A 22296-nucleotide genomic window follows, 5' to 3' on the forward strand; every position below is an offset into this window, starting at 1 on the left:
TAAGCAGGGGCTTGGTCGATTAGGCTAGGCTTATCTTCCCTAATCCACAAAGGCGGTAATTGGTGAGCATCCAGCGTTCGGCACGTCCGGTTCGGCCCCAGGTTGTCCTCGAGGTTTTGGCCAGCGAGCAACTGTCCCGGCACATGATGAGACTGACCTTCGGTGGTCCGGGATTCGTGGATTTCCAGGACAAGGCGGTGTCGGACCGCTACGTGAAGATCCTCTTCGCCAAGCCCGAGCTCGGACTGGTGCCCCCGTACGACCTGGATGCCTTGCGTGAACAGTTGGCCCCGGAGGACTTCCCGGTACGGCGCACCTACACGCTGCGCCACGTGGACCTCGAAGCCCAAACCGTGCAGATCGACTTCGTCATTCACGGCGACCAGGGATTGGCCGGCCCATGGGCGCAGAACGCCACGATCGGCGACCAGATCTGCTTCAACAGCCCCGGCGGGCTCTACACGCCGAACCCGGAATTCGACCGGCACCTGCTCATCGGCGACGAGACGGCGCTTCCGGCGATTTCCGCCGCCGTCGAGGACATGACCCAGGAGATGGTTGGTGACATCTACCTCGAGGTATCCGGTCCCGAAGACGAGGTCCAGCTGGATGTGCCGACCGGAGTTACCGTGCACTGGCTGCACCGGGGCGGGTACTTCACCCCGGAAAACACCAAGCTCGAGGAAACCGTACGCAACGCGCAATGGCACGAAGGCAGTGTCCAGGTCTTTGCCCACGGCGAGCGGGAGACCATGAAGTCGCTGCGGGCCTACCTCAATGGCGAGCGCGGCGTGGACCGCCGGGCCATGTCGTTGTCGGCCTACTGGGCCTATGGCCGAGCCGAGGATGAGTTCCAGGCCGAGAAGAAGACTCCCGTCGGGCAGATCTTCCCCGAGGCGCTTAGCGCCTAGCGAAGTTTCGGGCCGGGGCCACGCGGACCCGCCCGTCGACCGGATCGATCCTTGTGTCGATCCGGGTGCCGTACACCTGGGAGAGCAGCGCGCCGCGGGCCACATCCGCAACTTCGCCCTGGGCCACGATGCGGCCGGCATCCAGCATGATGAGCCGGTCTGCGTAGGCCGCTGCCGCATCAAGGTCGTGCAGCACCGCCACCACGGCATGGCCCTCGCGGGCCAGCTCGCGGGCGATCTGCAGGGTGGACTCGGCGTGCTTGATGTCCATGGCCGCCACCGGTTCATCGAGCATCACCACCCGGGCCCGCTGGGCCAGCACCCGGGCGAACGCCGTGCGCTGGCGCTCGCCGCCGGAGAGGGTGGTGACGGTGCGTCCGGCCAACCCGTCCAGTTCCGTGCGTGCCAGGGCGGCATCGATGGCGTGCTCGTCCTCCGCGCCCTGTGGCGTGTTGCGCCAGGGGGTGCGCCCGAATCGGACGACCTCGGCGACGCTGAATCCGAAGGCCACGTGCGAGTCCTGGCCCATGACCGAACGCAGCCGACCGGCCTGCGCCGCACCCCAGGAACGCAACGGCTTTCCGGCCAGTTCGATGCTTCCGGCATCGGGGCGCAACGATCCGGCCAGCAGCGAGAGCAACGTGGACTTCCCGGCCCCGTTGGGCCCGATGACCACGCAGAGTTCCCCGGCATGCAGCCGCACATCCAGCGGGTGGATGACCAGTTTCCCCTTGATCGAGTAGGAAATGTTCTCGGCCTGAAGCAGGGGATTCACAGGACACCTTGTTGCTTGAGCGTGGTTCGCAAGAGGATGAAGAACACCGGGCCGCCGACGAGCGCGGTGAAGATGCCGATGGGCAGGTCCGCGTAGGGGATCGCGGTGCGGGAGACCAGGTCGGCGACGGCCAGCAACAACGAACCGCCGAGCGCCGAGAGCGGCAGCAGCGAGCGGTGCGAGGGCCCGGTGAACAAGCGCAGGGCGTGGGGAACGATCAGCCCCACGAACCCGATCATTCCCGCGTGGGCGACGGCCGCACTGGTGAGCAGCGCCACCGCGACGATCGACAGGACCCGGAGGCGTGGCACATTGACGCCGCTGTGGGAGGCCGCCGAATCGCCCAGCGCCAACAGGTCCAGCCGCGTTGCCAGCAGCAGGACCCCGAGGGCTGCCGGCACCACGATGCAGGCGGTGCTGGCCACTGCCGACCAGGTGGCGCCGTTGAGCGACCCCATCTGCCAAAAGATGACTTGTTCGCGGCTGGAGGTGTCGGCAACGAAGACCAGGAACGAGATCACGGCCCCGGCGACGGCGTTCACGGCGATGCCGGTGAGCACCAGGGTGAGCACCGCCGAGGCTCCGGACCCGCGGGCCAGCCAGTACACCAGCAACGTCACGGCCAGCCCCGAGGCGAAGGCCGCCGCCGGAAGGATGAACGGGGACGCGGTGCCCAGGCCCAGCACGATCACCGTGCAGGCGCCCACCGCGGCGCCCGACCCGATCCCGATGACCCCGGGTTCGGCCAGGGGGTTGGCGAAGACGCCCTGCATCAGTGCACCTCCGAGGCCCAGGGCGCCGCCGACCAGCAGGCCCAGGACCAGGCGCGGGAAGCGCACGGTCCACAAGGTGGCATCCAGCAGTGCCGACTCCGGGGTGCCGGTGCCGGAGACCCCGTGCCAGAACCCGGCGAGCACCGCGGCCGGCGAGGCCGGAAACTGTCCGGAGCCGGCCGACAGCACCAATACCGCCAGCAATGCCGCCGACAGCGCGACCCCGGTGGCCCAGGCGCGCCCGCGGCGCGGAGAAGCACGGACGGCGGACGGGGCTGCCGTTGCGGGCGGGGCGTCGGCCAGGGTTTGCTGGCTCACTTGCTGCCCTTGGTGTAGATGGTCTGTGCCAGCGCCAGCAGTGCGGACGGGGTGTTGGGCCCGTACGAGAGCAGCTGACCGTCCGGCGCGTCGATGATCCGCCGGTGCTGCCCGGCCTCGGTGTTGGCGACACCGGGTCGTTTGAGCAGTCCGTCGAGGCCTCCGGTGGACTCCAGCCCGTCGCTCATCATCAGGTACACCTGTGGGTCCAGTGCCGCCAGGGACTCCGCATTGGCCGGGCGGGACCCCTTCAACCCGGCACCGGCGGCTACGTCTTGCAGCCCCAGCTCATGCATGAGGTCCTCGGCACCGGTGCCCGGACCCATGATGAAGAAGACCCCGGCGGTGCCACGGACATAGAGCACGGCGGTGCGCAACGGGGACCGGGTGCCCGAGGACAGGGCGGCGATGGCCGTGCGGGTGCTGGCCAGCTCACCGGCAATCCGTTTGTTTAGCGCGGCGCCGGCCTCCGGTACGCCCAGGGCCAAGGCCACGTCGGTGACCATCGGCGCAATCCCGGCAACGGTGCGGTCGGGCGTGAAGGACACGACGGGTATCCCTGCCGCGGCGATTTGCGCCAGGACTTCCGGGGGTCCGATGGTGGAGTCGGCCAGCACCACATCCGGGCGCATGCCCAGGATCGCCTCGGCATTCAGTTCATGGGCACCGGCCGTGACCAGGGGAAGGTGCTTGAGCGAGGCCCCGGCGTTCGATGCCGTTCGCCCGGCGAGCTTGTCGCCCAGACCCAAGCCAACCACGGTGTCGGCCAGCGTGCCGTAGATGTCCAGGGCGAGGATGCGCTCGGCCGAGGGAATGGTGACGGCCTTGTTTTCGTGGTCGGTCACGGTCGTTGGCAACGTTTGGGGAAAGGACTCCTGGAGGGGCACGATGTCCGGAATCAACGGTGCCGTGGCCGGTCCGCGTAGCGTTGAGGCGTCGAGGGGCGGGGTCGATGACGAGGCCGGGCTTGTGGGGGAGGCCGCGACGGGTTCCGGCGCAGGCATGACTGGGGTCTCGGCACCCGCTGTGCAGCCGGCCAATGACAGGGACCCGACGCACAAGAAGGCCAGAACGGTTCGACGATTCACTTGAAAACCTTTGGGGATGTGGGCATGAATGGTGGTGGGCGGAGCGCGCTCCGCCCACCACCATGGAATGTTCTCTTAGTGCGAGCGCACGAGGCGCGGGCGGCGCAACATCAGCAAGCCGGCCCCGGAGGCGAGCAGCAGGGCGCCGCCGACCGAGAGCACGATGGCCGATTCGGCGCCGGTGCTGGCAAGGGTGCCGACCCCGGATTCATTGTCGAGTTCGGTTCCTGCGTAGATGCCCGTGCCGGCGCTGACCAGCACATTGGAGCATCCGCTTGCCTTGCCCAACGGGAAGGAGAAGCTGACCGGGTCAAGAGCCGTGCCGGCGTTGTAGAACCCTGCGAAGGCGGCGGCTCCCGCAGCGGTCAATGTGGCCGGGGCTCCGGAAACCGAGACGGTGTTGGCCGAAACCGACAACCCGGAGAGATCCAACGTGGCGAAGGCGATGTTGCTGCGGTTGGTCTTCTTTCCGTCGGTGTCGCTCGAGGCGACGTTCGCATACAACGTTCCGGCCGAAGGCCCGTTTTGGGCGATGCGGACATTGGAGAGCTTCAGATCCAAAGTGCCGTCATGTCCGGTGAAGTGGATCGAGCCCGGAAACCCCACGGTTCCAGTGCGCTTGGTTTTGTCAAAGGTGCCCGAACCCGAAGCGAAGTTGAATGTCGAACCCGAGTAGGTAACAGAACCCAACGTCCAGCCGCCCTTGGCGACACCGGACCGGATGTAGTTCCTGAAGGAGGACTTCAGCCCCCAGCTCAGGGTTGCACCGGAAATCTGGTTGGCAGTGCAGACTTCCTTGTAAACCGGCTTCCTGGACACGGTGGCGGGACTTGCCGAAGTGCTGGGCACAGCTGTGACTGCCTCAGCGGTGGGCACTGCAGAAACGTTTGGGTCGGCATTTGGCCTGGTGCCCGGTGTGGTTTGGGGAGCGGTGGCCGTCTGGGACTGTCCGTAGGCGAGCTTGAGCTGGACGTTCTGCGACGGGTCGTTCACGCCCTGGCCGTGGGCCATGGAGGTGTAGAGCGCCAGCGCCTTCTTCGATGGGGCGGGGACATCGATGGTGACGCTGAAGCTGCCGTCGGCGTCCAGTCGTGAGGTGCGTCCCAGCGCGGTGGTGCCATCGGTGTTGGTGCGGGAAATGTAGACGGTTGATCCCTCTATGAGATGCTCGGAGGCCTTGTAGAAATCGGGCAGTCCTGCCGGGCCCAGGCCTAGATAGATTCCCGGGCCGGAGGTGGAGAAGCCAGAACCGGTGACGGTGACCTTGCCGCCCGTGGCCGGGATCTTGGTCGTGCTGAGCCTTGGAGCCGTGGCGGCATTGGTGGGTTCGCTGCTTGGTTTGGTGCCGGGTTCCTCGGTGGGTTGCGGGCTCGGCGCCTTGGTCGGCTCCTCGGTGGGTTGCGGGCTCGGCGCCTCGGTCGGCTCCGGGCTCGGTGCCGGAACGGACCCGACGGACAGCTTGGCATCGAGGCGGGGGTCGCTTTTGCCCTGGTTGTGTGCCTTGGACGTGAATACGGCCAGATCCTCGGTTCCTGCTGGAATGGTGAACGTGACCTTGAACGAGCCATCCGCCTTCATCGGGGCAGTGCCGCTGCCGGATGTACGGCTGGGTGAAACCCAAAGTACGTCGGCGCGGTCAATTTGCCCTGACTCGAAAGCTGCATAGAAGCTGCGAGCGGTCGCTGGTCCGACGCCGATGTAGATTCCTGGCTCCACGGCGAGGTATCCGGTTCCGGAAATCGTGATTTTTCCGCCACCGGCCGGGATCTTGGTGGACACCAGCTTCGGGTCGGCAACGGGAATTGGTTCGGCGTAGGAAATCTTGGTAACGGTGTTCTGTGACGGATCGCTGAAGCCCTGTCCGTGTGCCTTGGACGTGTAGATCGCCAGCCCGGATTCAGGCTGCTCAGGCAAAGCGACGGTGATCGAGAAGCTGCCATCACGCATGGGCGCGGTTTGGCCCATGTCCGAGTTCCCGGCTTCCAGCCCCTTGCCAATGAAATGGGTGAGGCCATCGACCAGGCTTCCGGCGCCGGCATAGAACCCTGGCAGTCCCTGCGGTCCGACGCCCAGGTAGATACCTGGATCGCCGTTGAATCCGGAACCCTTGATGGTGACCGAACCACCACCGTCGGGTACCTGGGTTACGGAAATCGTGGGGACAGGCGCTGCCATGGCGGGCATGGCTGTCAAGCCGATCGAAGACAAGACTAGGACCCCGGCGGCGGCGAATATCGCTCGCAGTCGGTGCCGGGCAGGGTGATGCATGGGTTGAAACCTCTTTCGGGTGGCAAGCAAGACGGGCGCCGAACCTCGGACGCAAGACTCTTGTTAAGGTATGCCTAACCTTGGTTAATCGCAAATAGGCATTGTGATGTTTCCTTATTTCCTGCATCGTGGTTAGGATGGCATTCATAACCCGATGAAAGGTGACGTCAGATGCCCGGCGAACACGAACAGACCTTTGCCACCCGGCTGCGCGAAGTGACCCAGAAGGACCACAGCGAGGCGGAAACCAGTGAATTCATCACGACGCTAATGGCCGGATCGAGGGCCCCGCGAGACTATGTGCTGCTGCTGTCGCAATACACCTACATCTACGCAGCGCTGGAATCCGAAGTCCGCGCCCTGTCGACGGTCCCGGAGCTGTCGCTGATCTTTGACCTGCGGCTGGAGCGTGCCGCACACATCCACCATGATCTCGAATTGCTGCTCCCTGCCCACGGGTTCACCGACATCCCCGCACCTCTCGAGGCAACCGCCAACTACATCCGGCACATCCGCGACGCCGCCCAGGAGCCTGCGCGATTGGTCGCGCACCACTATCTGCGCTATCTCGGGGATCTTTCCGGGGGCCAGATTATTCGCAGGCTCGTGGGTCGGCATTACGGCATCGACCAGGAAGCGCTCACCATGTGGCGTTTTGAGGGGATCGACAAACACAAGCCCTACAAGGACGAATACCGCGCTAGGCTTAACGACTATGCGGTGACACCCGAGCGGGCCGAGGCCCTGCTTGAAGAAGCGGCGAAGGGATTCACGCTTAACAAGGCGCTGTTTAGGGATTTGCTCACCCAATCACAGCTGTCGGCATTGCTGTCGGCATAGCAGTCGCCGGCGGACTCCAATTCCGTCGGAGGGAAGTCGGGTCCGCGGGGTTTGGTAACTCCCTGCGGGCCCGTTTCTTCCTTTAGTCCACGGCGTCCGATGCCCAGAGGTGGACCATGGCGTAGGACCTGTATGGCGCCCACGAGCTTGCCAACGCCGCCGCTTCGCGTTCGGTGATCCTGTCCAGGGCCCGACGCGCGACCAGGTCCCCGGGCACAAAGGCATCGGGATCGCTTCGGCCGCGCATCTGCAGGTAGTCCGCGGTCCATGGGCCCACTCCGCGCAAGGCCAGCAGTTCCGAGCGAGACAGGGGGATGCCGGGCGTTCCGGTGAAACCCTTGTCGGCGAACACCTGCGCCATGAGGAACAGCGTGCCCGCCCGGGTCTTGGTCAAACCGATGGTTTCGCGCAGGGTGTCAACGCCTTGGGCAACCACGGCCTCGGGCGTCGGGAAGAGGTGCAGTCCGCCGGGGCCCTCGCTTCCGTATGCTGACAGAAAGCGTCCGCCAAACGTCCTGCCTGCTGCCAGCGTCACCTGTTGGCCCAGGATCGTGGTGGCGGCGGCCTCGAACCCGTTGAGATAGCCGACCAGCCGCAACCACGGGCGGGCCTCGACCAGCGGGCCAAGCACGGGATCGGGGGAGAACGACGCCTGCATGCCGGACAGATCCGAGTCCAGGTCCAGCCATGCGCGGACCGCGGCTTCAAGCTGGTCGAGGTCGTTGGTGCTGGCCCCGGAGCAGGTCAGTTGGACTCCCTCCACGGCGAACTCCAGCTCAACGGCCTCCGGGCCGGAGTCGACGGCGATCACCCGGGTGTGTCGACGTTCGGCGGGCTCGTGGATGTCGAGCGTGGGGATCGAGTGGATGCCCAGCGTGCGCATCATGTGACCGGGATCCAGCGGACCGTTGGATGCCAGGAAGCGCGAACTCATGCCGGCCAGACGCCCGAGGTGCCGCGGCGGTGTGAGCCGAGAAGATGTGTGTCCACGATTCCAAGCGCTTCCATGAGCGCGAACATGGTGGTGGGTCCCACGAAGGCGAAACCGCGCCTCTTGAGCGCCTTGGACAGGGCCAGGGACTCGGGGCTGGTGGACGGGACTTCTTCGATGGCGGAAGGCATCGGGGTGGAATCCGGTTGGAACGACCAGATGAGCTCGGCCAGTCCGCCATCCTCGCGCAATGCGATGGTGGCCTTCGCGTTCTTGATGGTCGCCAGGATCTTTGCGCGGTTGCGGATGATCCCTGCGTTGCCCAGGAGTTCCTCGACCTTGGCTTCATCGAAGCCCTCGATGACCTCGGGATCGAAGGCGGCGAAGGCCTCTCGGAAGTTTTCGCGCTTGCGCAGGATGGTTGCCCAGGAAAGTCCCGACTGGAACGCCTCGAGGCTCAGCCGTTCGAAGACCCCGTGTTCGTCGCGCACCGGCATGCCCCACTCGGTGTCGTAATAGGTGCGCATCATTGGGTCGGCCGCCGCCCACGCCGGGCGGGCCAGGTTGTCGTCGCCGATGATTATTCCGGTGCTCATGTTCCAATCCTGCCACGGCCTTGCGTCCGTTTGTTTTATCGCAATGATTCGATATCATCGTAATATGACGATGATAGATCGGGTCAACCACGAGCGCCACGAAGCCATCCAAAGCCATGCGGCGGCGGCGGCACTCTTCCACGGCCTGGCCGACCCCACGCGGCTGATGATCCTGGCCCACCTTCGTACCGGGGAACACAAGGTCAAGGAACTCACCGACCACTTGGGCCTGGCCCAAAGCACTGTCAGCGCCCACCTGTCGTGCCTGCGCGACTGCGGCCTGGTGACTTCGCGCGCGCAGGGACGGGCCAGCATGTTCTCGCTGGCCAACCCGCGGCTGCTGCTCGACCTGCTCGGCGATGCGAACCACTACATCGGCACCAGCGACGAGAACGAACTGGACACCCACGACTTCACCGAGGTCCACGGCCCGGCCCCGGCACAGGAAGGCGCCAGCCGATGAGCCACGACCACGACCACGGCTCGGCAACCACCAACAGGAAGAAACTGGCCTGGGCTTTCGGCATCACCGCGACGATCCTCGTGGCCGAGGTCATCGGTGCGTTCCTGACCAACTCGCTGGCGTTGCTGGTTGACGCCGCGCACATGCTCACCGATTCCACCGGCCTGCTGCTGGCACTCACCGCTGCCACACTGATCATGCGCAAGCCCACGTCCAAGCGGACCTGGGGATTCCGCCGCGCCGAGGTGCTCTCGGCAACGCTACAGTCGACCCTGCTGCTCGGGGTGGGTGTCTACGCGCTCGTCGACGGCATCCGCCGACTTTTCCAGCCGACGGAAATTGCCGGCAGCGGGCTGCTCATTTTCGGCATCATCGGCCTGCTCGGCAACGTCGCCTCGATGCTGATCCTCGCTTCGGGCAAGGACGACAACCTGAACATGCGCGCGGCCTTCCTGGAGGTCGTCAACGATGCCCTGGGCTCGGTCGCCGTGATCATCTCCGCGATCGTCATCTCCACCACGGGCTGGATGCAGGCCGACTCGATCGCCGCCATGCTGATCGCGATCCTGATCATCCCGCGCGCGTTGAAGCTGCTGGGGGAGACCACACACATCCTGCTCGAGTCCACGCCCAAGGGACTTGACCTCGAGGATGTCCGGGCCCACCTGGTTGCGCACCCCCAGGTGCTGGCCGTCCACGACCTGCACGCCAGCCAGATCGCCTCGAACCTGCCGATCCTCTCGGCCCACGTGGTCGTCGAGGACGCGGCGTTCCACACCGGTGCCGCGGCCACCCTGCTGGGCGAATTGCAATCCTGTGTGGCCGAGCACTTCGAGGTGAGCATCGAGCACTCCACCTTCCAGATCGAGTCGTACAGCCACCAGACCCCGGAGCATGGGCGGCACGACTGAGCCGACGCCGCGAACGGTACATTGAGCCCCTCACCGACGGAGGAGGCGGGGAAGCATCGCCCAGCGCCTGATGGGCATCGAAACGGTGCCTGCGGTGCGGATCCTGGAGCATGGCCCCGACGTCCTGATGGAGGACGCGGGCCCGGAGTAGGACCTGTCTTGGGACGGGCCGCATGCGGGCGACCGGGCAAGTTGGCTGTGGAGCACGTTCCTGGACCCGGTGGACGCGGAATGCGAGGTGCTACAGCTGGCGCAGTGATTCCGGGGCGGCGGCATCGGAAACGGTCCGCCTGCGCCTGGCAGCGGTCACCAGGGCCCAGCCGATGAGGGCCGCGGCAAATCCACCGGCGGTGTTGGTGATGACGTCGGTGATATCCGAGGCGCGGTTGTTGCGCAGCAACAGCTGCGTGGTCTCGACGCAGGCGGATAGCCCCAGCACCAAGACCGTGGTCTTGAGCACCGCGAACCGGCGCCAGTAAAAGGCCAGCACCAACCCCAGAGGCGCAAAGAGCCCGAGGTTCGCCACCATCTCCACTCCGAGGTCGCGTTCCTGGTGCGCGAGGAACGGAATCCAGTTGAAGGTTCCGGTCGGGATTGAGGGATCCGGCTGCGGGGCCGCCGGAAGTACCGCCACGGCCAACCCCACCGTCCACACCGCGAGGGCCACCAACAGCACCTTGCGCACTGCCCGCTCGCGGCCGCGGGAGGTGAAGTGCAGCAACACCGCCAGCAGGGCTGCGCTTGCGGCCAGGCCGACGACAACAAGCAGGGCAACGGTTGGAACCGCGAAATAGAGCATAGGCTTGCGATCCTATCGCCGGACCCTGTGAAGGTGCTGTCTCATACCCGAGTATGAGCCAAGGGATGGAATAAACGGTCCCTGCGGATGATCCAAAACCATCCAACGGCAACATAGCGTGGAACCATGACCATTACTGCACCACATACCAGCACCGATTTTGCTGTCCACGCCACGAACCTGACCAAGATCTACGGCGAGGGCACCACCCGCGTCGAGGCGCTGCGCGGTGTCGACGTCTCCTTCGTCCGCGGCAAGTTCACCGCGATCATGGGCCCCTCGGGTTCGGGCAAATCCACGCTCATGCATTGCCTGGCCGGCCTCGACGACGCCAACAACGGGCAGATCTTTATTGGCGGGACAGACATCTCCACGCTGAATGACGATGCATTGACCAAGATGCGCCGTGAAAAGGTCGGATTCGTCTTCCAGTCCTTCAACCTCGTCCCCACGCTCACCGCCGAGGCCAACATCCTGCTGCCGCTGGCCCTGGCCGGCAAGAAGCACGACAAGGCGTGGCTGGAGACCATCGTTGCCACCCTGGGGCTGAAGGACCGCCTGAACCACAAGCCGCACGAACTTTCCGGTGGCCAGCAGCAGCGCGTGGCCGTGGCCCGCGCCCTGCTCACCCGCCCGGAGGTGGTCTTCGGCGACGAGCCGACCGGCAACCTGGACTCGCGCACCGGAGCCGAGGTGCTCTCGTTGCTGCGTTCCTCCACCCGCGAGATGGGCCAGACCATCATCATGGTCACCCACGACGCGGTGGCCGCATCCTACGCCGACACCGTGCTGTTGATGAAGGACGGCGAGCTGGTCGGCCAGCTCGAAGACCCCACCGTCGAGACGGTCACCCAGGCACTTTCCGGGTTGGGTGCATAAGTCGTGCTGCAACTCGCACTAGCCAACCTCAAGACCTACTCGCGGCGCTTCATCGCCGTGACCCTGGCAGTCATGATCGGCACCGCCTTCCTGGCAGCCACCCTGATGGTCAACGCCTCGGCCACCGAAACCCTGAAAAACAGCATTGGTTCCTCCTACGCCAATGCCGACCTGGTCATCGGGCAGGACTACATGATGGACATGGCAGCGGGAGACGAAGACAAGCCCGAAACCCACGTCCTTGGCCCCAAGGCCCTGAAGGCCATTGAATCCGTCGACGGCGTGGCAGCCGTCCACGGCTCCGCCAATGTCGGGGTGAGCGTCAACGCCGGGGGCAGGGACTACTACGCCTCGGCCAACACCGCGGCCACCAACAAGAAGCTCAGCTCCACGGTGCTTGAATCCGGGGCACTGCCCACCGGCAGCGAGCAGGTGGCGATCGATGCCACCTATGCCGGCGAATACAACATTTCCGTGGGGGACGTCCTCGAGATCGGCACCACCACCGCCGAAGGCAAGGAAATAAGCCGCCAGGTCAAGGTCTCGGGCATCACCGCGGCCTCGAACGACCCGATGACCGGCTCGGCCATGAACCTGACCATCGGCCAGTCCCTGCTCGATGCGCTCTCCGGCCCCGGGGAGACCAGCTACGGCAGCATCGTGGTGGCCGCACAGGACGGGATCGACCTGCAAGGGCTCAAGGCACCGATCACCTCCGCCCTCGAGGGAACCGGCCTGAAGTACTTCCAGGTCAACACCCCCGACGAGCAGATCGTCAAGGACATCGCCGCGTTCTCCGGCGGCAACGACCAGCTGACGATCGTGTTGCTGGTCTTTGCCCTGATCGCGCTGGTGGTCACCGGGCTGGTGGTCATGAACACCTTCGCCGTGCTCATCGCCCAGCGCACCCGCGAGCTGGCCTTGATGCGCACCCTGGGCGCGCTGCGGGCGCAGATCCGCTCCTCGGTGCTCATCGAGGCCCTGCTGGTCGGCCTGCTGGCCTCGGCCGCCGGCGTGCTGCTGGCCACCGGCATCATGGCGGCCCTGATCAAGATCCTGGTCGCCACGGTGCCCGAGATGTCCATCGCGACCCTTGCGGTCAACCCGCAGGCCGTCATCGTGCCCATCGTGGCCGGAACCGCGATCACCCTGGTGGCCGCATGGATGCCTGCCCGCAAGGCCATGCGGGTCTCCCCGCTGGCGGCACTGCGCCCGGCCGACGACGCCGCCGTGGGAAACAAGGCCGGCAAGGTGCGCATCGTGTTCGGTGCGCTGCTGGTGGCCGCCGGCGCCGCGGCACTTGCCTACGGCGCAGCCGAAGGGGACATCCTCATCGCCTTCGGCGGCGGAGTGCTTTCCTTCCCGGGCGTGCTGATGCTCGGCTCGCTCTTCCTGCCCAAGACCGTCTCGGCGATCGGTGCCCTCACCTCCGGCGGAACCGTGCCGGGGAAGCTGGCCAGCCTCAACGCGGTCCGCAACCCCGGGCGCACCACCGCCACCGCCACGGCGCTGCTGATCGGCGTGACGCTCGTGTCCATGATGATGGTCGGCGCGCAGACGGCCAAGGCGTCCCTGGACGCTGCCCTGGGCAGCGAATACCTGGTGGACGTCGAGGTCAACGACTACTCCGGCACCACCTTCCCCGCCGAGTCCCTGGCCAAGGTCAAGGCCATGAACGGCGTCCAGGACCTGGCGGAACTCACCGCGGTGGGAAACTCCAAGAGCGGCCAGGAACTCTTCGCCACCGACCCCGGGTCACTCGAATCCGTGCTCAACAACGGCAGCCAGGTCCCGGCCGCCGGCCAGGTCCTGGTCTCCTCCAACAACGAGGGCAAGACCATGGAGGCCACCGGCTTCGGCGGGAAGACCGGCAAGCTGGAAATGCTCATCACCGAAAGCAACTCGCTGCAGCCGGCCGTTGGTTGGGACACCGCGACCTCCATGCTTGGAGTGACCAAGGAATCGGTGGCCAAGGACGCCAACGCCCGCACCGTGTTGTGGCTGAAGGTCGATGATTCGCTGGGCAATGCGGAGCTTCGCACGCTGCAGACCGACATCGCCGACGAGTTGAACGTCGAGGAGTACGCCGTGGGCGGAGGGGTCATGGAAAAGCAGATGTTCAACACCGTCATCGACATGCTGCTGATGATCGTCTCGGGCCTGCTGGCCGTCGCGGTGCTGATCGCGCTGATCGGCGTGGCCAACACGCTGAGCCTCTCGGTGCTGGAGCGGACCCGGGAGAACTCGCTGCTGCGCGCGCTGGGCCTGACCCGGGGACAGCTCAAGAAGATGCTGGCCACCGAGGCCGTGCTGATCGGCGGGGTCGCGGCCCTGCTGGGCGTGCTGCTCGGATCGGCCTACGGCCTGCTCGGCGCGCAGTCGGTCATGGGCGCCTTCGGTGCCATGAACGTGTCCATCCCGTGGCCGCAACTGGCCGGGGTGATCGCGGTGTCGGTGGTTGCGGCGCTTGCCGCCTCGATCGTCCCGGCCCGCCGGGCCGCGAAGCTTGCCCCGGTGCAAGGGCTGGCCAGCGAATAGCGCCAAGGGGCAGCTGGTTCGCCGAAGGGCCGGTCACTTCACCATGAAGTGACCGGCCCTTCGGCGTGCCCCGGTAGGAGGAAACCTGGCGATCGAACGCCGGTCGGTGCAGCCCGTTGGGCCAGGCATGCTTCGTGATGGCTGCTGCCCCGTGCACTCCCACCGTGCCGAAAGGGCCGCGAATCGGGCTAGTCCCCGCGCGTGCCGGGGTCGTGTTCGAGATCGAGCAGGACCTTCTTGGCCTCCAGGCCGCCGAGGTAGCCGCCCAGGGACCCGTCGCTGCGCAGTACCCGGTGGCAGGGAACCAGGATCGGCAGCGGGTTGGTGGCGCACGCGGTGCCCACCGCACGCACCGCCGCCGGGCGACCGGTCAGCGCAGCCATCTCCTTGTAGCTGACGGTGTGCCCGTAGCCGATCTTCGGCAGGGCCAGCTGCACTTCCAAGCGGTAGCCGCTGGACAGCCGGTGGTCGAGGGACAACTCGAAGCCCGTCCGCGAATGCGCGAAGTATTCGTCGAGCTGGGCCGCCGCCGCATCCAGCGGTGCGGCACGGTGCAGCACCCGCACCCCGACCTTCTGCGCCAGGGTGCCGAGCACCGCGTCGAAGTCCTCCGCGGTGAAGGCGACGCGCACGATCCCGCGCTCCGTGGCGGCAAGCATCAGCTGCCCCACCGGTGAGTCCACCAGCCGGTAGGAAACATCGATCAGCCCCTCGGCCGCGGCCCGTTCGGCCAGCTGGCTCCGCAGGACATCCATCTCGTGCATGGCAAGTTCGCTCATGATTCTTCCTCCGCTTCGTGGTGTTGGCCGCGCATGGCCTTGATGCCGTCCGCGGCGGCCCGGCGCAGCGATGCGGGATTGCCGCCCAGGAACGCCGGGATGTCCGCGTACGGGAACCCGAGCAGATAGTGGTAGCCGATGACCTTGCGTTGCAGCTCGCTCAGCGAGGCCAGCGAATCCAGCATTTCCAGGTGGCCCGTGAGCTCGGGGAGCACCACGGAATCCGGGAGCTCGTCCATGGGGACGGGGTGGTTGGCGCGCAGGATGTCGATGGCCTTGTGCCGGGCGATGGTGATGAGCCACGCCTCGATATTGGCTCCGGCGGCCAGGGACGGGTAGGCACGCAGGGCCGCCAGGAACGTTTCGCTCCAGGCGTCCTGCGCATCGGGTCCCGGGCCCAGCAGGGCGGTGCACATGCGCAGCACCGAGGTGCCGTGCCTGCGCACCACCAGCTCGAAGGCGGGGTTCGTTGTCATCTCCACACCCTGTAAACGCCCCGGAGCACCATTATGTGAGGTGCTATCGCAAGATGATGCTCGTGGCCACGGCCGGGGAGCGGCCCGAGGCCACGAATCCGGAGACGTTGGATTCGGGGTGCTTGATGATGTCGCACACCGACCCCAGGTGGCGGGACAGGTCGATCTTGTCCTCCGGGGCCGCGAGCAGCAGCTGGAAGCCGAATTCCTGCAGCGCGTTGATGCCGGCGGCCGCGTACTCGGAGTTCGCCTGGATGAAAGCCTCGTCGATCATCACGGTGCCGTAGGCGGTGAACCCGGCGGTGGCGAATCCCAGCTGGTAGGCCAGAGCCGCGCCCATGATGAAGGAGGTGAAGCGCTGGCCCTCGCCGCCGGAGAGCGTTCCGGGCTCCAGCCCGGTCTCGACCTCGCCGTTGGGCTTGTGCTCGTTGCAGCTGATGGTCACGTGCTGGCGCACGTCCAGCACGGTGTCGCGCCAGGCGGCGCGCGAGGAATCATCCAGCGCGTCGACCAGGGCCTCGAGCGCCTTGTAGCTTTCGCTCAGGGTCCCGGCGCCGCGGGAGGAGTACGCCCCGGCCAGCGCCTCCTTCAGCGCCTGGCGGAAGGCCCGCGCCTCGTCGGGGACCGTCGTGGCGACTTCGAGGGCCAGCCTGGACCCGTGCTCGAAGGTGACGTCGGCCAGGATCTGGTTCAGCGGGGAGATGCGTTCGGCAATCGACCGGCGTTCCTCCTCCAGCAGCTGCAACAGGTCCGAGAAACGCTCGTAGGAGCGGTTGGAGAAGTACTCGCGGAACTCCTCCTCGTGCTGCGGCAGCCCCTGCTCGATGATGCCCTGGTGCAGGGCGACGTAGTGCTCGGCAGACTCCACCGAGGTGCCGTAGGAGGCTGCGGCGGAATTGCCGAACTCGCGGGCGAAGGCCTTGAAGGTGTCCTTCAGCGAGGCCTCGAGCGTGTAGGCCTCGCGCTTGAGCTCGGCCCCCGACTCGGACAGGGCCAGGGCCAGCGCGTTCAGCGCGGCCTCCAGCTCGGTGGTGGACATCGCGGCCCCCTCGTCCAGGCGCTTGATGAGCGGGGCCAGCTGCTCGCTGGCGGCCAGCTTCTCGACGGCCCAGGCCTCGGTGGTGGTCTCGCGCACCGATGCGGCGCGCAACGCGTTCTGCGCCCTGTCCAGGGCGGATGCGAGCGTGGTTGCCTCGGCGCGGGCCACCGCCAGGGTGCCCACGCATTCCTCGAGTTCGGCACGTGCCGCCTCCAGCGAGCGGCGCACATGCGACAGGTCCCCGGATTTGGACAGCGCTTCGGCCATGCGGGCCTCCAGGTCCTGCAGCGTGTTCAGCGCGCCGGAGGCGTCCAGGGAAGCGAAGGAGCGGTCGTCCCCGGCCAGGGAGCCGAGCAGGGCCAGCTTGGCGGCGAGCTGGTCCTTGGCCGCGGAGCGGTCATCGGCCACCGCGGCGGCGCGGGTGGTCTCCGCCTCGAGGGCGGCCAGCTTGGTTTCCAGCTCGGAGATCTTCTCCGCGTTGGTGAAGCCCAGCAGGTAGTCGGAGGCCGCCACGCCGCGGGTGTCGCGCTCGAAGGTGCCCGACCCGGTCTTGATGGTGCCGGCCAGGGAGATGGCCTTGTCGTGGATGTGCAGGCCGGCATCGGATTCGACGCAGGCCAGCGGGTAGTCGGCGGCGATCTTCGCGCGCAGCCAGATGCCTGCCTCCGAGTGCTTGAAGTCGAGCTTGCCCACCAGGTCCCCGGGGCCGGAGACGACCTCGCGCGGGGTCTTGGAGATGTCCATCCAGCGGATCCGGCCCAATCCGGAGAGCGAGTCGATGGCCCGGGTGACCGACTTGATGTCCTCGCCCTTCACCAGAAGCGTGGTGGCCAGGGAGCGCAGCGCCTTTTCGGCGGAGGGACGCCATTGGCCGTGGGAGGGGGACAGGTCGATCAGTTCCCCGGCGAAGGGCAGGTCCTCGAGGTCCAGGTTGGTGGACGCGGCGATGGCGCGGCGGGCGGCGATCGACCGGTCGTCGATGTTGGAGCCGCGCTTGGCGTAGGAGTCGATCTGGAGCCGCAGCTTCTTGGCGCGGTCCTTGAGGTTCATGACCGAGGCCATGGCCTCGTACTCCATGGTGCGCGCGTCCTTGGCGATGGAGGCCAGGTTCTCGGCGCTGACCGCGGCCTGCCGGCGCATGGCCTGCAGCCCGGAGGCGGTGAAGGTGAAGTTCAGCCCCACGGCCTCGAAGTTTTCGCGCAGCGTGGACAGCACGGCCTCGCGGTCGGCCAGGTTTCTGCGGGCGGCCTGCGCTTCGCGCTCCAGCAGTGCCAGCCCGGCGCCGCCTCCGGCCTCGTGCTGCTCGTTCAGCGAGGAGACCTTGGCCTCCAGCGTCTCCTTGCGGGCGGCGCTCTCCTCGATCAGCGCGGAGTTGGCCTCGACCGCCGCGGTGAGGGTTCCGGTCTCGCCCTGCAGGGCGCGGGTCGCCAGTTGCGCCCCGTAGGCCGGCAATTGCGTGGAAACCAGGGCGTTGAGCGTGGCCAGCTCGGCGTTCAGCTCGTCGTGCCGCAGCTTCTGCTCGGGCACCGAGGCCAGGGCGTCGCGCTGGGCGCGGGCCTCCTCGAGCTGGCGGTGGATGCCGCGCAGGTGGGAGAAGTCCTCGATGGCCCCGGCGGCGGCCTTGATGGTCGCGGGGATTTCCAGCACCTCGTAGCGGAAGAACTGGTTCACGCCCTTGTCCAGTCCCTTGCCGTTCTGCAGCGTGCGCAGCAGCGAGAACGCCTTGTCGTTGTCGATGCCCAGGCGGCGGCGGAACTTCTCGGCGAAGGCGCGGTGCACGTCGAAGGCCTCGAAGCCGGGCAGCGACTTCTGCAGCGAGGACGGGGTGAAGCGCCGTGCCCCGTGCTCCTCCAGCGCCGCGGTGTCCAGCACCCGGTCGCCCATCACGTAGTGCTTGCCGACCTGGCCCTCGAGGCCGTTGGCGGGCAGGTCGAAGATCGCGCCGATGCACACGTTCGAGCCCAGTCCGTCCTCGTACACCAGGGCCAGGGCGCTCCAGGTGGCGCCGGGGCGCTGGTACAGGGTCCCGGCCTCGGTCTTGAAGCGGCGCCCGCGCATGTACGAGTAGGTGGTGCGGCGGTCCTTGCGGGTTGAGGCCTCGTGCGCGGATTCGTTGAGCCGCGGGGCGGCATGGAAGATGTGCCCGATGCCGTCGAACAGGGTCGACTTGCCCACGCCGGGGTGCCCGGTGAGCAGCGTTCCGGCGCGGTCCACGTACAGGGTGTGCCGGCCGTGGAAGGTGCCCCAGTTGATGACCTGGATCTGGGTGAGTCGGTGCTGTCCGGGGTTCAACGCATCGGAGAGCGGGAGGGTCATTTCAATGCTCATGGCTCTTCTGTCTCCAGCTCGAATTCGTCGGTGTCATCGGTGCCCACGCGCTCGATGGCCTTGATGTAGTCGGGGATTTCCTCGATCGCGGCAAAGGGCAGGGCCAGGGCCAGCGCACCGGAGACCTTGTACTCGTCGGCCAGCTCGGTGGGCAGGATGAGCTTGAGGTTCAGCAGCCGGGTCAGGGCCGCATCGGTGTTCTCCTCGAGTTTCTTGTCATCGGTGTCCCCGGGCACACGGTGCTCGAGCAGGATTTCGCGGGCGGCCGCGCGGGTGATCACGGCGTCGGTCCCGGATCCCGCGTGGCGTTCCAGCAGCAGGCGCAGGCGCAGGGCCAGCAGCGTTTCCTCGCGCTTCAGGGCCCGGCGCGGGGCGATCGCGGTGGTGTGCGCGGCCTCCAGGTCCACCGGGGCCAGCAGCGCGATCTTGCGGTTGGCATCGACCTCGAGCACCAGGAAGATCTCCGCGACGTAGGCTGCGATGTCGGCCCGCCGGTCCAGCAGCAGCTGCCAGAGCCGCGGGTCGGCGACCCCGTCCAGGTAGGGACCGCGCAGCAGGCGCACCAGCAGCTGGCGCAGCGGCAGTTCGAAGGAACCCGTGTCGCCGGTGAAGAGGCGGCGTTCATCGACGGCGCCGGATGGAAGTGTGCTGCTCATGCGGGATCCTTCGTAAAGCTCATGGACGGCACCAACGCGGTGCGTGTGGCGCCGTTGACCTGGATGAAGCTGATTTCCTCGAGGGAGGATTCGTCGATCGAATCCCCGCCGTTGCGAGCCGTCTCGATCAGGTACCTGATGGTGTTCAGGTGCCGGTGTTCCGCGGACAGCGTCTCGTACGTGTCCCGCAACCCCACGGAACCGCCGGCCTTGGCCCGGGAGGAAGCAATCGCCTGGTGCAGCGCCGGGATGTCCGGGGCGGGGGTGGAGGGGGTGCGGCGGATGTCGGCGACCGAGAGCGGCGGCGGGGCAGCCAGCTTGGGCGGGGCGACATGTTCGTCCGGGTCGTAGATGCCCAGCGCGGCAATGGAGGTGAAGCGCGGGGCATAGAGCCGGATCGGGGCCACCGGCGTGCGCGAGTGCAGCACGCGGGAGGAGGACACCGCGATCTCCGCGGCCCGCACGGCCTCGCGCAGGATCGCCGCCTCCTTGAACTCGGCCGATTGCACGTAGGCGTGCAAGGACTCGGAGAGCCGGCCGTAGGACTGGTGGACCTCGGAGGCCTGGCGGCGCAGCTCGCGCAGCATGTTGGCCAGGGTGTGGCGTTCCTGCGCGTCCAGCGCGTCGACGAAGTCGCGTTCGAGCACCTCGTTGACGGCCTCGCGGAAGCGCGCCTGCGCCTCGGGGGAGTTCAGGAACTCGGTGAAGCCGCGGAAGGTTTCGCCCTGCGGGGTGCTGCGCAGCTGCTTGTCGCCCTCGAGCACCGCGCCGACCGCGACGCCTTTCACGGAGGAGGATTCCATGATTTCCCCGCGCAGCGCGTGGAGCATCTCCTGGACCCCGTCGCGCATGCGCTTGAAATCGGCCGGCAGCCCGGAAGCCATGTCGAGCACCGAGCGGGTCGCGGCCAGTGCGCCCTCCCGGGGCAGCACCGCCGGGGTGGTGCCGTCGCGCAGCGAGGCGATCTTCTCCTGGCGCTGCGCGATCTCCGCCTCCAGCGCGCGGATGCGCGCGGCCGGGTCCGGGTCGGTCTCGTGGGCCAGGGATTCGAGGGACGTGAGCAGGGTGTTCAACCGGGAGGAGTTCAGGTTGGTGCGGTCCCCGGAGAAGTCCGAGAGGAACTTCAGCACGCGGGCGGTCTGCGCTGTCGGTTCGTAGACGAAGTGCCCGTCGACCAGCGGGCGGGCCAGGAACTGGTTGCGCACCCAGGCATCGGCGTATTGGGCGGCGGTCATCGAGTCGTTGAAGGCCGGGTCCTCGGAACGCACGACCTTGAGGAAGGATTCGAGGGAGGCATGGAAGACCTCCAGCCCGACGCGGGGCTTGGCGCTGGTGAATTCGGCGCGCAGGAAGGCCACGGCCCAGGGTGCGGTGGAGAGCAATTTCCAGGCGGCGGACGACCTGAATTGTTGCGTCTGACTCCACAGCGGGCTCGCCTGGTGGGTAGGTCGCATCACGGTCCTTTTGCTGGGGATTGACCAAACAATCCTAGTCCATCGGCGCGCCCGTTTAAGGTTGCCCCCAATCTGGGTAAGGTCGTTTGAACCACACCGGTGACCCGAGGCGCGAGGGACTGTCCATCCCCGCACCGGGACGAAAAGTGAGGGGCACGCCATGAAACTTCGGATACGCCTGGCCGCAGCCGCGGCCCTCTTGACTGCCTCGGGGCTGGTCCTGGCGGGGTGCACCACCCCGCCCTACATGCCCCCGAGCCAGTACGACCCCACGTCCGTGGGCTCTGCCCCGCAATCATTGGTTTCCCCCAGCGAACACGCCGAGGGGCCCACCGAGGCCGAACGGATCGAGCAGGCCAAGGCCCTGGCCGCCGGCTACGACTATGCGGCGGCGAAAAAGGCGCTGGCCGGGTTGGAGGGGGCCGAGGCCGAGGCGGCACTGGCGGACATCGAGGCCGCCGCAGCCAAGACTGTGGTGTGGGAAGACAACTCGAAGATCTCCCACCTCTTCGTCCACTCCCTGGTGGTTGACACCAAGCGGGCCTTCGACGGGGATTCCAAGGAGCAGGGCTACCTCGACTACATGGTCACCCTGGACGAATTCAAGAAGATCCTCGCGGAGCTCTACGCACGCGACTACGTCTTGGTGAACCCGGCGGACATCGCGTCCCTGGATGCCAACGGGAAGATGAAGTACAGGGACATCCACCTGCCCAAGGGCAAGAAGCCGCTGGTGCTCTCCGAGGACGACGTCAGCTACTACGAATACATGAAGGGTGACGGGTTCGCCTCTAAGCTGCTGATCGATGACGACGGCAAGGTCACGAACGAATACGTGGATGCGGCGGGCAAGAAGCACCTCGGCGCCTACGACATGCCCCCGGTGGTTGACGAGTTCGTTCAGAAGCACCCTGACTTTTCCTACCGCGGGGCCAAGGGCATCCTCGCCTTGACCGGCTACAACGGCGTGCTGGGCTACCGCACCTCGAAGAGCGAGTACCCGGATTCGAAGTCCCTGGATGCGGACATCGCCACGGCCACCGAGGTCGCCACCGCGCTGAAAAAGGACGGGTGGGTCTTTGCCTCGCACGCCTGGGGACACATCAACATGACCACAAGCTCGATCCGGCGGATCAAGCACGACCTGTTGCTGTGGGATGAAGAGGTGCGCCCCATCCTCGGGGACACCGACCAGTTCATCTACCCCTTCGGTGCCGATATCTCCGGGGTCCCGAAGTACAAGGGCACGAAGTACGACATGCTCAAGAAGGACGGGTTCGACTTCTTCTACGGCGTCGACGGGACCACCCCGGCCTGGATGCAGAAGGGCGATGGCTACCTGCGCCAGGCGCGCATCAACATCGACGGGCTGCAATTCGCCAAGGAACACCGCGGGGACCGGCCCGTGCTGAAGCACTTCTTCGACGTCAAGGACGTCATCGACCCCGACCGGCCCACATCGAAGTAGCCGCCG

At 66.7% G+C, this 22296-nt stretch carries 19 protein-coding genes; 7 read left to right on the plus strand and 12 right to left on the minus strand.

Translation table 11 applies throughout. The features are described 5' to 3' along the window. Nucleotides 1–62: 62 nt before the first annotated feature. The gene (locus tag FPY90_RS17515; protein WP_498682434.1) at nt 63–911 is read left to right on the plus strand and encodes a siderophore-interacting protein; all 849 of its coding nucleotides are present in this window, start codon (nt 63–65) and stop codon (nt 909–911) included. Here the strand turns inward: FPY90_RS17515 and FPY90_RS17520 are convergent. The 4 genes from FPY90_RS17520 to FPY90_RS17535 all read right to left on the minus strand — a co-directional run bounded on the left by FPY90_RS17520 (nt 901) and on the right by FPY90_RS17535 (nt 6040). After that, nucleotides 901–1686, minus strand: coding sequence for a heme ABC transporter ATP-binding protein (locus tag FPY90_RS17520; RefSeq protein WP_498682435.1), 786 nt, complete (start codon nt 1684–1686; stop codon nt 901–903). The two genes, FPY90_RS17515 and FPY90_RS17520, sit on opposite strands and share 11 nt — an antisense overlap. After that, complete coding sequence (locus tag FPY90_RS17525; protein WP_498682437.1) at nt 1683–2777, minus strand: FecCD family ABC transporter permease; 1095 nt, start codon at nt 2775–2777, stop codon at nt 1683–1685. The genes FPY90_RS17520 and FPY90_RS17525 overlap by 4 nt, the downstream gene beginning before the upstream one ends. Next, nucleotides 2774–3622 (minus strand): heme/hemin ABC transporter substrate-binding protein, encoded by an 849-nt coding sequence (locus FPY90_RS17530; RefSeq protein WP_175475523.1) that lies wholly within the window; start codon nt 3620–3622, stop codon nt 2774–2776. The genes FPY90_RS17525 and FPY90_RS17530 overlap by 4 nt, the downstream gene beginning before the upstream one ends. Nucleotides 3623–3940: 318 nt before the next feature. Next, on the minus strand, nt 3941–6040 hold the full coding sequence (locus FPY90_RS17535) for an HtaA domain-containing protein (protein WP_498682439.1): 2100 nt from the start codon (nt 6038–6040) through the stop codon (nt 3941–3943). Nucleotides 6041–6304: 264 nt separating this feature from the next. On the opposite strand from FPY90_RS17535, the gene FPY90_RS17540 reads away from it, so the two are divergent. Next, the gene (locus tag FPY90_RS17540; RefSeq protein ID WP_071216059.1) at nt 6305–6973 is read left to right on the plus strand and encodes a biliverdin-producing heme oxygenase; all 669 of its coding nucleotides are present in this window, start codon (nt 6305–6307) and stop codon (nt 6971–6973) included. An 82-nt stretch (nt 6974–7055) separates the two neighbouring features. On the opposite strand, the gene FPY90_RS17545 is transcribed toward FPY90_RS17540, so the two are convergent. Together FPY90_RS17545 and FPY90_RS17550 are read right to left on the minus strand one after the other, a co-directional pair. Beyond that, complete coding sequence (locus tag FPY90_RS17545) at nt 7056–7907, minus strand: DNA-3-methyladenine glycosylase family protein (RefSeq protein WP_498682441.1); 852 nt, start codon at nt 7905–7907, stop codon at nt 7056–7058. Next, nucleotides 7904–8500 carry a DNA-3-methyladenine glycosylase I gene (locus tag FPY90_RS17550; RefSeq protein WP_498682443.1) on the minus strand — a complete coding sequence of 199 codons (597 nt, stop codon included), beginning with the start codon at nt 8498–8500 and terminating at the stop codon, nt 7904–7906. The genes FPY90_RS17545 and FPY90_RS17550 overlap by 4 nt, the downstream gene beginning before the upstream one ends. Before the next feature lie 64 nt (nt 8501–8564). On the opposite strand from FPY90_RS17550, the gene FPY90_RS17555 reads away from it, so the two are divergent. Both FPY90_RS17555 and FPY90_RS17560 read left to right on the plus strand, forming a co-directional pair. Beyond that, nucleotides 8565–8963 (plus strand): ArsR/SmtB family transcription factor, encoded by a 399-nt coding sequence (locus tag FPY90_RS17555; protein ID WP_498682445.1) that lies wholly within the window; start codon nt 8565–8567, stop codon nt 8961–8963. After that, nucleotides 8960–9874, plus strand: coding sequence for a cation diffusion facilitator family transporter (locus FPY90_RS17560; RefSeq protein WP_071216055.1), 915 nt, complete (start codon nt 8960–8962; stop codon nt 9872–9874). Before FPY90_RS17555 ends, FPY90_RS17560 begins: the two co-directional genes overlap by 4 nt. A gap of 241 nt (nt 9875–10115) precedes the next feature. Here the strand turns inward: FPY90_RS17560 and FPY90_RS17565 are convergent, their stop codons facing one another. After that, complete coding sequence (locus FPY90_RS17565; protein WP_498682447.1) at nt 10116–10673, minus strand: VanZ family protein; 558 nt, start codon at nt 10671–10673, stop codon at nt 10116–10118. A 126-nt stretch (nt 10674–10799) separates the two neighbouring features. Here FPY90_RS17565 and FPY90_RS17570 point away from each other — a divergent pair, with 126 nt between their 5' ends. Further along, nucleotides 10800–11552 carry an ABC transporter ATP-binding protein gene (locus FPY90_RS17570; protein WP_498682449.1) on the plus strand — a complete coding sequence of 251 codons (753 nt, stop codon included), beginning with the start codon at nt 10800–10802 and terminating at the stop codon, nt 11550–11552. Between the two features lie 3 nt (nt 11553–11555). After that, a complete protein-coding gene (locus FPY90_RS17575; protein ID WP_498682451.1) occupies nt 11556–14090 on the plus strand; it encodes an ABC transporter permease in 2535 nt (844 codons plus the stop codon). A gap of 188 nt (nt 14091–14278) precedes the next feature. Here FPY90_RS17575 and FPY90_RS17580 read toward each other — a convergent pair whose 3' ends face one another. The 5 genes from FPY90_RS17580 to FPY90_RS17600 are packed head-to-tail and all read right to left on the minus strand — an operon-like array spanning nt 14279 to nt 20822. Next, nucleotides 14279–14869 carry a methylated-DNA--[protein]-cysteine S-methyltransferase gene (locus tag FPY90_RS17580; protein ID WP_498682452.1) on the minus strand — a complete coding sequence of 197 codons (591 nt, stop codon included), beginning with the start codon at nt 14867–14869 and terminating at the stop codon, nt 14279–14281. Further along, nucleotides 14866–15345: an RNA polymerase sigma factor gene (locus FPY90_RS17585; RefSeq protein ID WP_498682453.1), complete on the minus strand. Its 480-nt coding sequence runs from the start codon at nt 15343–15345 to the stop codon at nt 14866–14868. The genes FPY90_RS17580 and FPY90_RS17585 overlap by 4 nt, the downstream gene beginning before the upstream one ends. 43 nt (nt 15346–15388) lie before the next feature. Beyond that, nucleotides 15389–18712, minus strand: a complete 3324-nt coding sequence (locus FPY90_RS17590; protein ID WP_498682455.1) for an ATP-binding protein — start codon at nt 18710–18712, stop codon at nt 15389–15391. Beyond that, the gene (locus FPY90_RS17595; protein ID WP_307577571.1) at nt 18709–19368 is read right to left on the minus strand and encodes a DUF4194 domain-containing protein; all 660 of its coding nucleotides are present in this window, start codon (nt 19366–19368) and stop codon (nt 18709–18711) included. Before FPY90_RS17595 ends, FPY90_RS17590 begins: the two co-directional genes overlap by 4 nt. Next, nucleotides 19365–20822 (minus strand): DUF3375 domain-containing protein, encoded by a 1458-nt coding sequence (locus FPY90_RS17600; RefSeq protein ID WP_071216043.1) that lies wholly within the window; start codon nt 20820–20822, stop codon nt 19365–19367. Before FPY90_RS17600 ends, FPY90_RS17595 begins: the two co-directional genes overlap by 4 nt. 160 nt (nt 20823–20982) lie before the next feature. Between FPY90_RS17600 and FPY90_RS17605 the strand changes: the two genes are divergently transcribed. Beyond that, complete coding sequence (locus FPY90_RS17605; RefSeq protein WP_307577573.1) at nt 20983–22290, plus strand: polysaccharide deacetylase family protein; 1308 nt, start codon at nt 20983–20985, stop codon at nt 22288–22290. The last annotated feature ends 6 nt before the right edge of the window (nt 22291–22296 follow it).

Origin of the sequence: Arthrobacter sp. C2 (assembly GCA_024207135.1) — a bacterium.
Taxonomy (GTDB): domain Bacteria; phylum Actinomycetota; class Actinomycetes; order Actinomycetales; family Micrococcaceae; genus Paeniglutamicibacter.

Excerpts from the sequence above, each read along its gene's own strand:
- FPY90_RS17535 (WP_498682439.1), bottom strand. The coding sequence starts at position 6,040 with ATGGCAGCGCCTGTCCCCACGATTTCCGTAACCCAGGTACCCGACGGT.
- FPY90_RS17540 (WP_071216059.1), top strand. The coding sequence starts at position 6,305 with ATGCCCGGCGAACACGAACAGACCTTTGCCACCCGGCTGCGCGAAGTG.
- FPY90_RS17545 (WP_498682441.1), bottom strand. The coding sequence starts at position 7,907 with ATGAGTTCGCGCTTCCTGGCATCCAACGGTCCGCTGGATCCCGGTCAC.
- FPY90_RS17550 (WP_498682443.1), bottom strand. The coding sequence starts at position 8,500 with ATGAGCACCGGAATAATCATCGGCGACGACAACCTGGCCCGCCCGGCG.
- FPY90_RS17555 (WP_498682445.1), top strand. The coding sequence starts at position 8,565 with ATGACGATGATAGATCGGGTCAACCACGAGCGCCACGAAGCCATCCAA.
- FPY90_RS17560 (WP_071216055.1), top strand. The coding sequence starts at position 8,960 with ATGAGCCACGACCACGACCACGGCTCGGCAACCACCAACAGGAAGAAA.
- FPY90_RS17565 (WP_498682447.1), bottom strand. The coding sequence starts at position 10,673 with ATGCTCTATTTCGCGGTTCCAACCGTTGCCCTGCTTGTTGTCGTCGGC.
- FPY90_RS17570 (WP_498682449.1), top strand. The coding sequence starts at position 10,800 with ATGACCATTACTGCACCACATACCAGCACCGATTTTGCTGTCCACGCC.
- FPY90_RS17580 (WP_498682452.1), bottom strand. The coding sequence starts at position 14,869 with ATGAGCGAACTTGCCATGCACGAGATGGATGTCCTGCGGAGCCAGCTG.
- FPY90_RS17585 (WP_498682453.1), bottom strand. The coding sequence starts at position 15,345 with ATGACAACGAACCCCGCCTTCGAGCTGGTGGTGCGCAGGCACGGCACC.
- FPY90_RS17590 (WP_498682455.1), bottom strand. The coding sequence starts at position 18,712 with ATGAGCATTGAAATGACCCTCCCGCTCTCCGATGCGTTGAACCCCGGA.
- FPY90_RS17595 (WP_307577571.1), bottom strand. The coding sequence starts at position 19,368 with ATGAGCAGCACACTTCCATCCGGCGCCGTCGATGAACGCCGCCTCTTC.
- FPY90_RS17600 (WP_071216043.1), bottom strand. The coding sequence starts at position 20,822 with ATGCGACCTACCCACCAGGCGAGCCCGCTGTGGAGTCAGACGCAACAA.
- FPY90_RS17605 (WP_307577573.1), top strand. The coding sequence starts at position 20,983 with ATGAAACTTCGGATACGCCTGGCCGCAGCCGCGGCCCTCTTGACTGCC.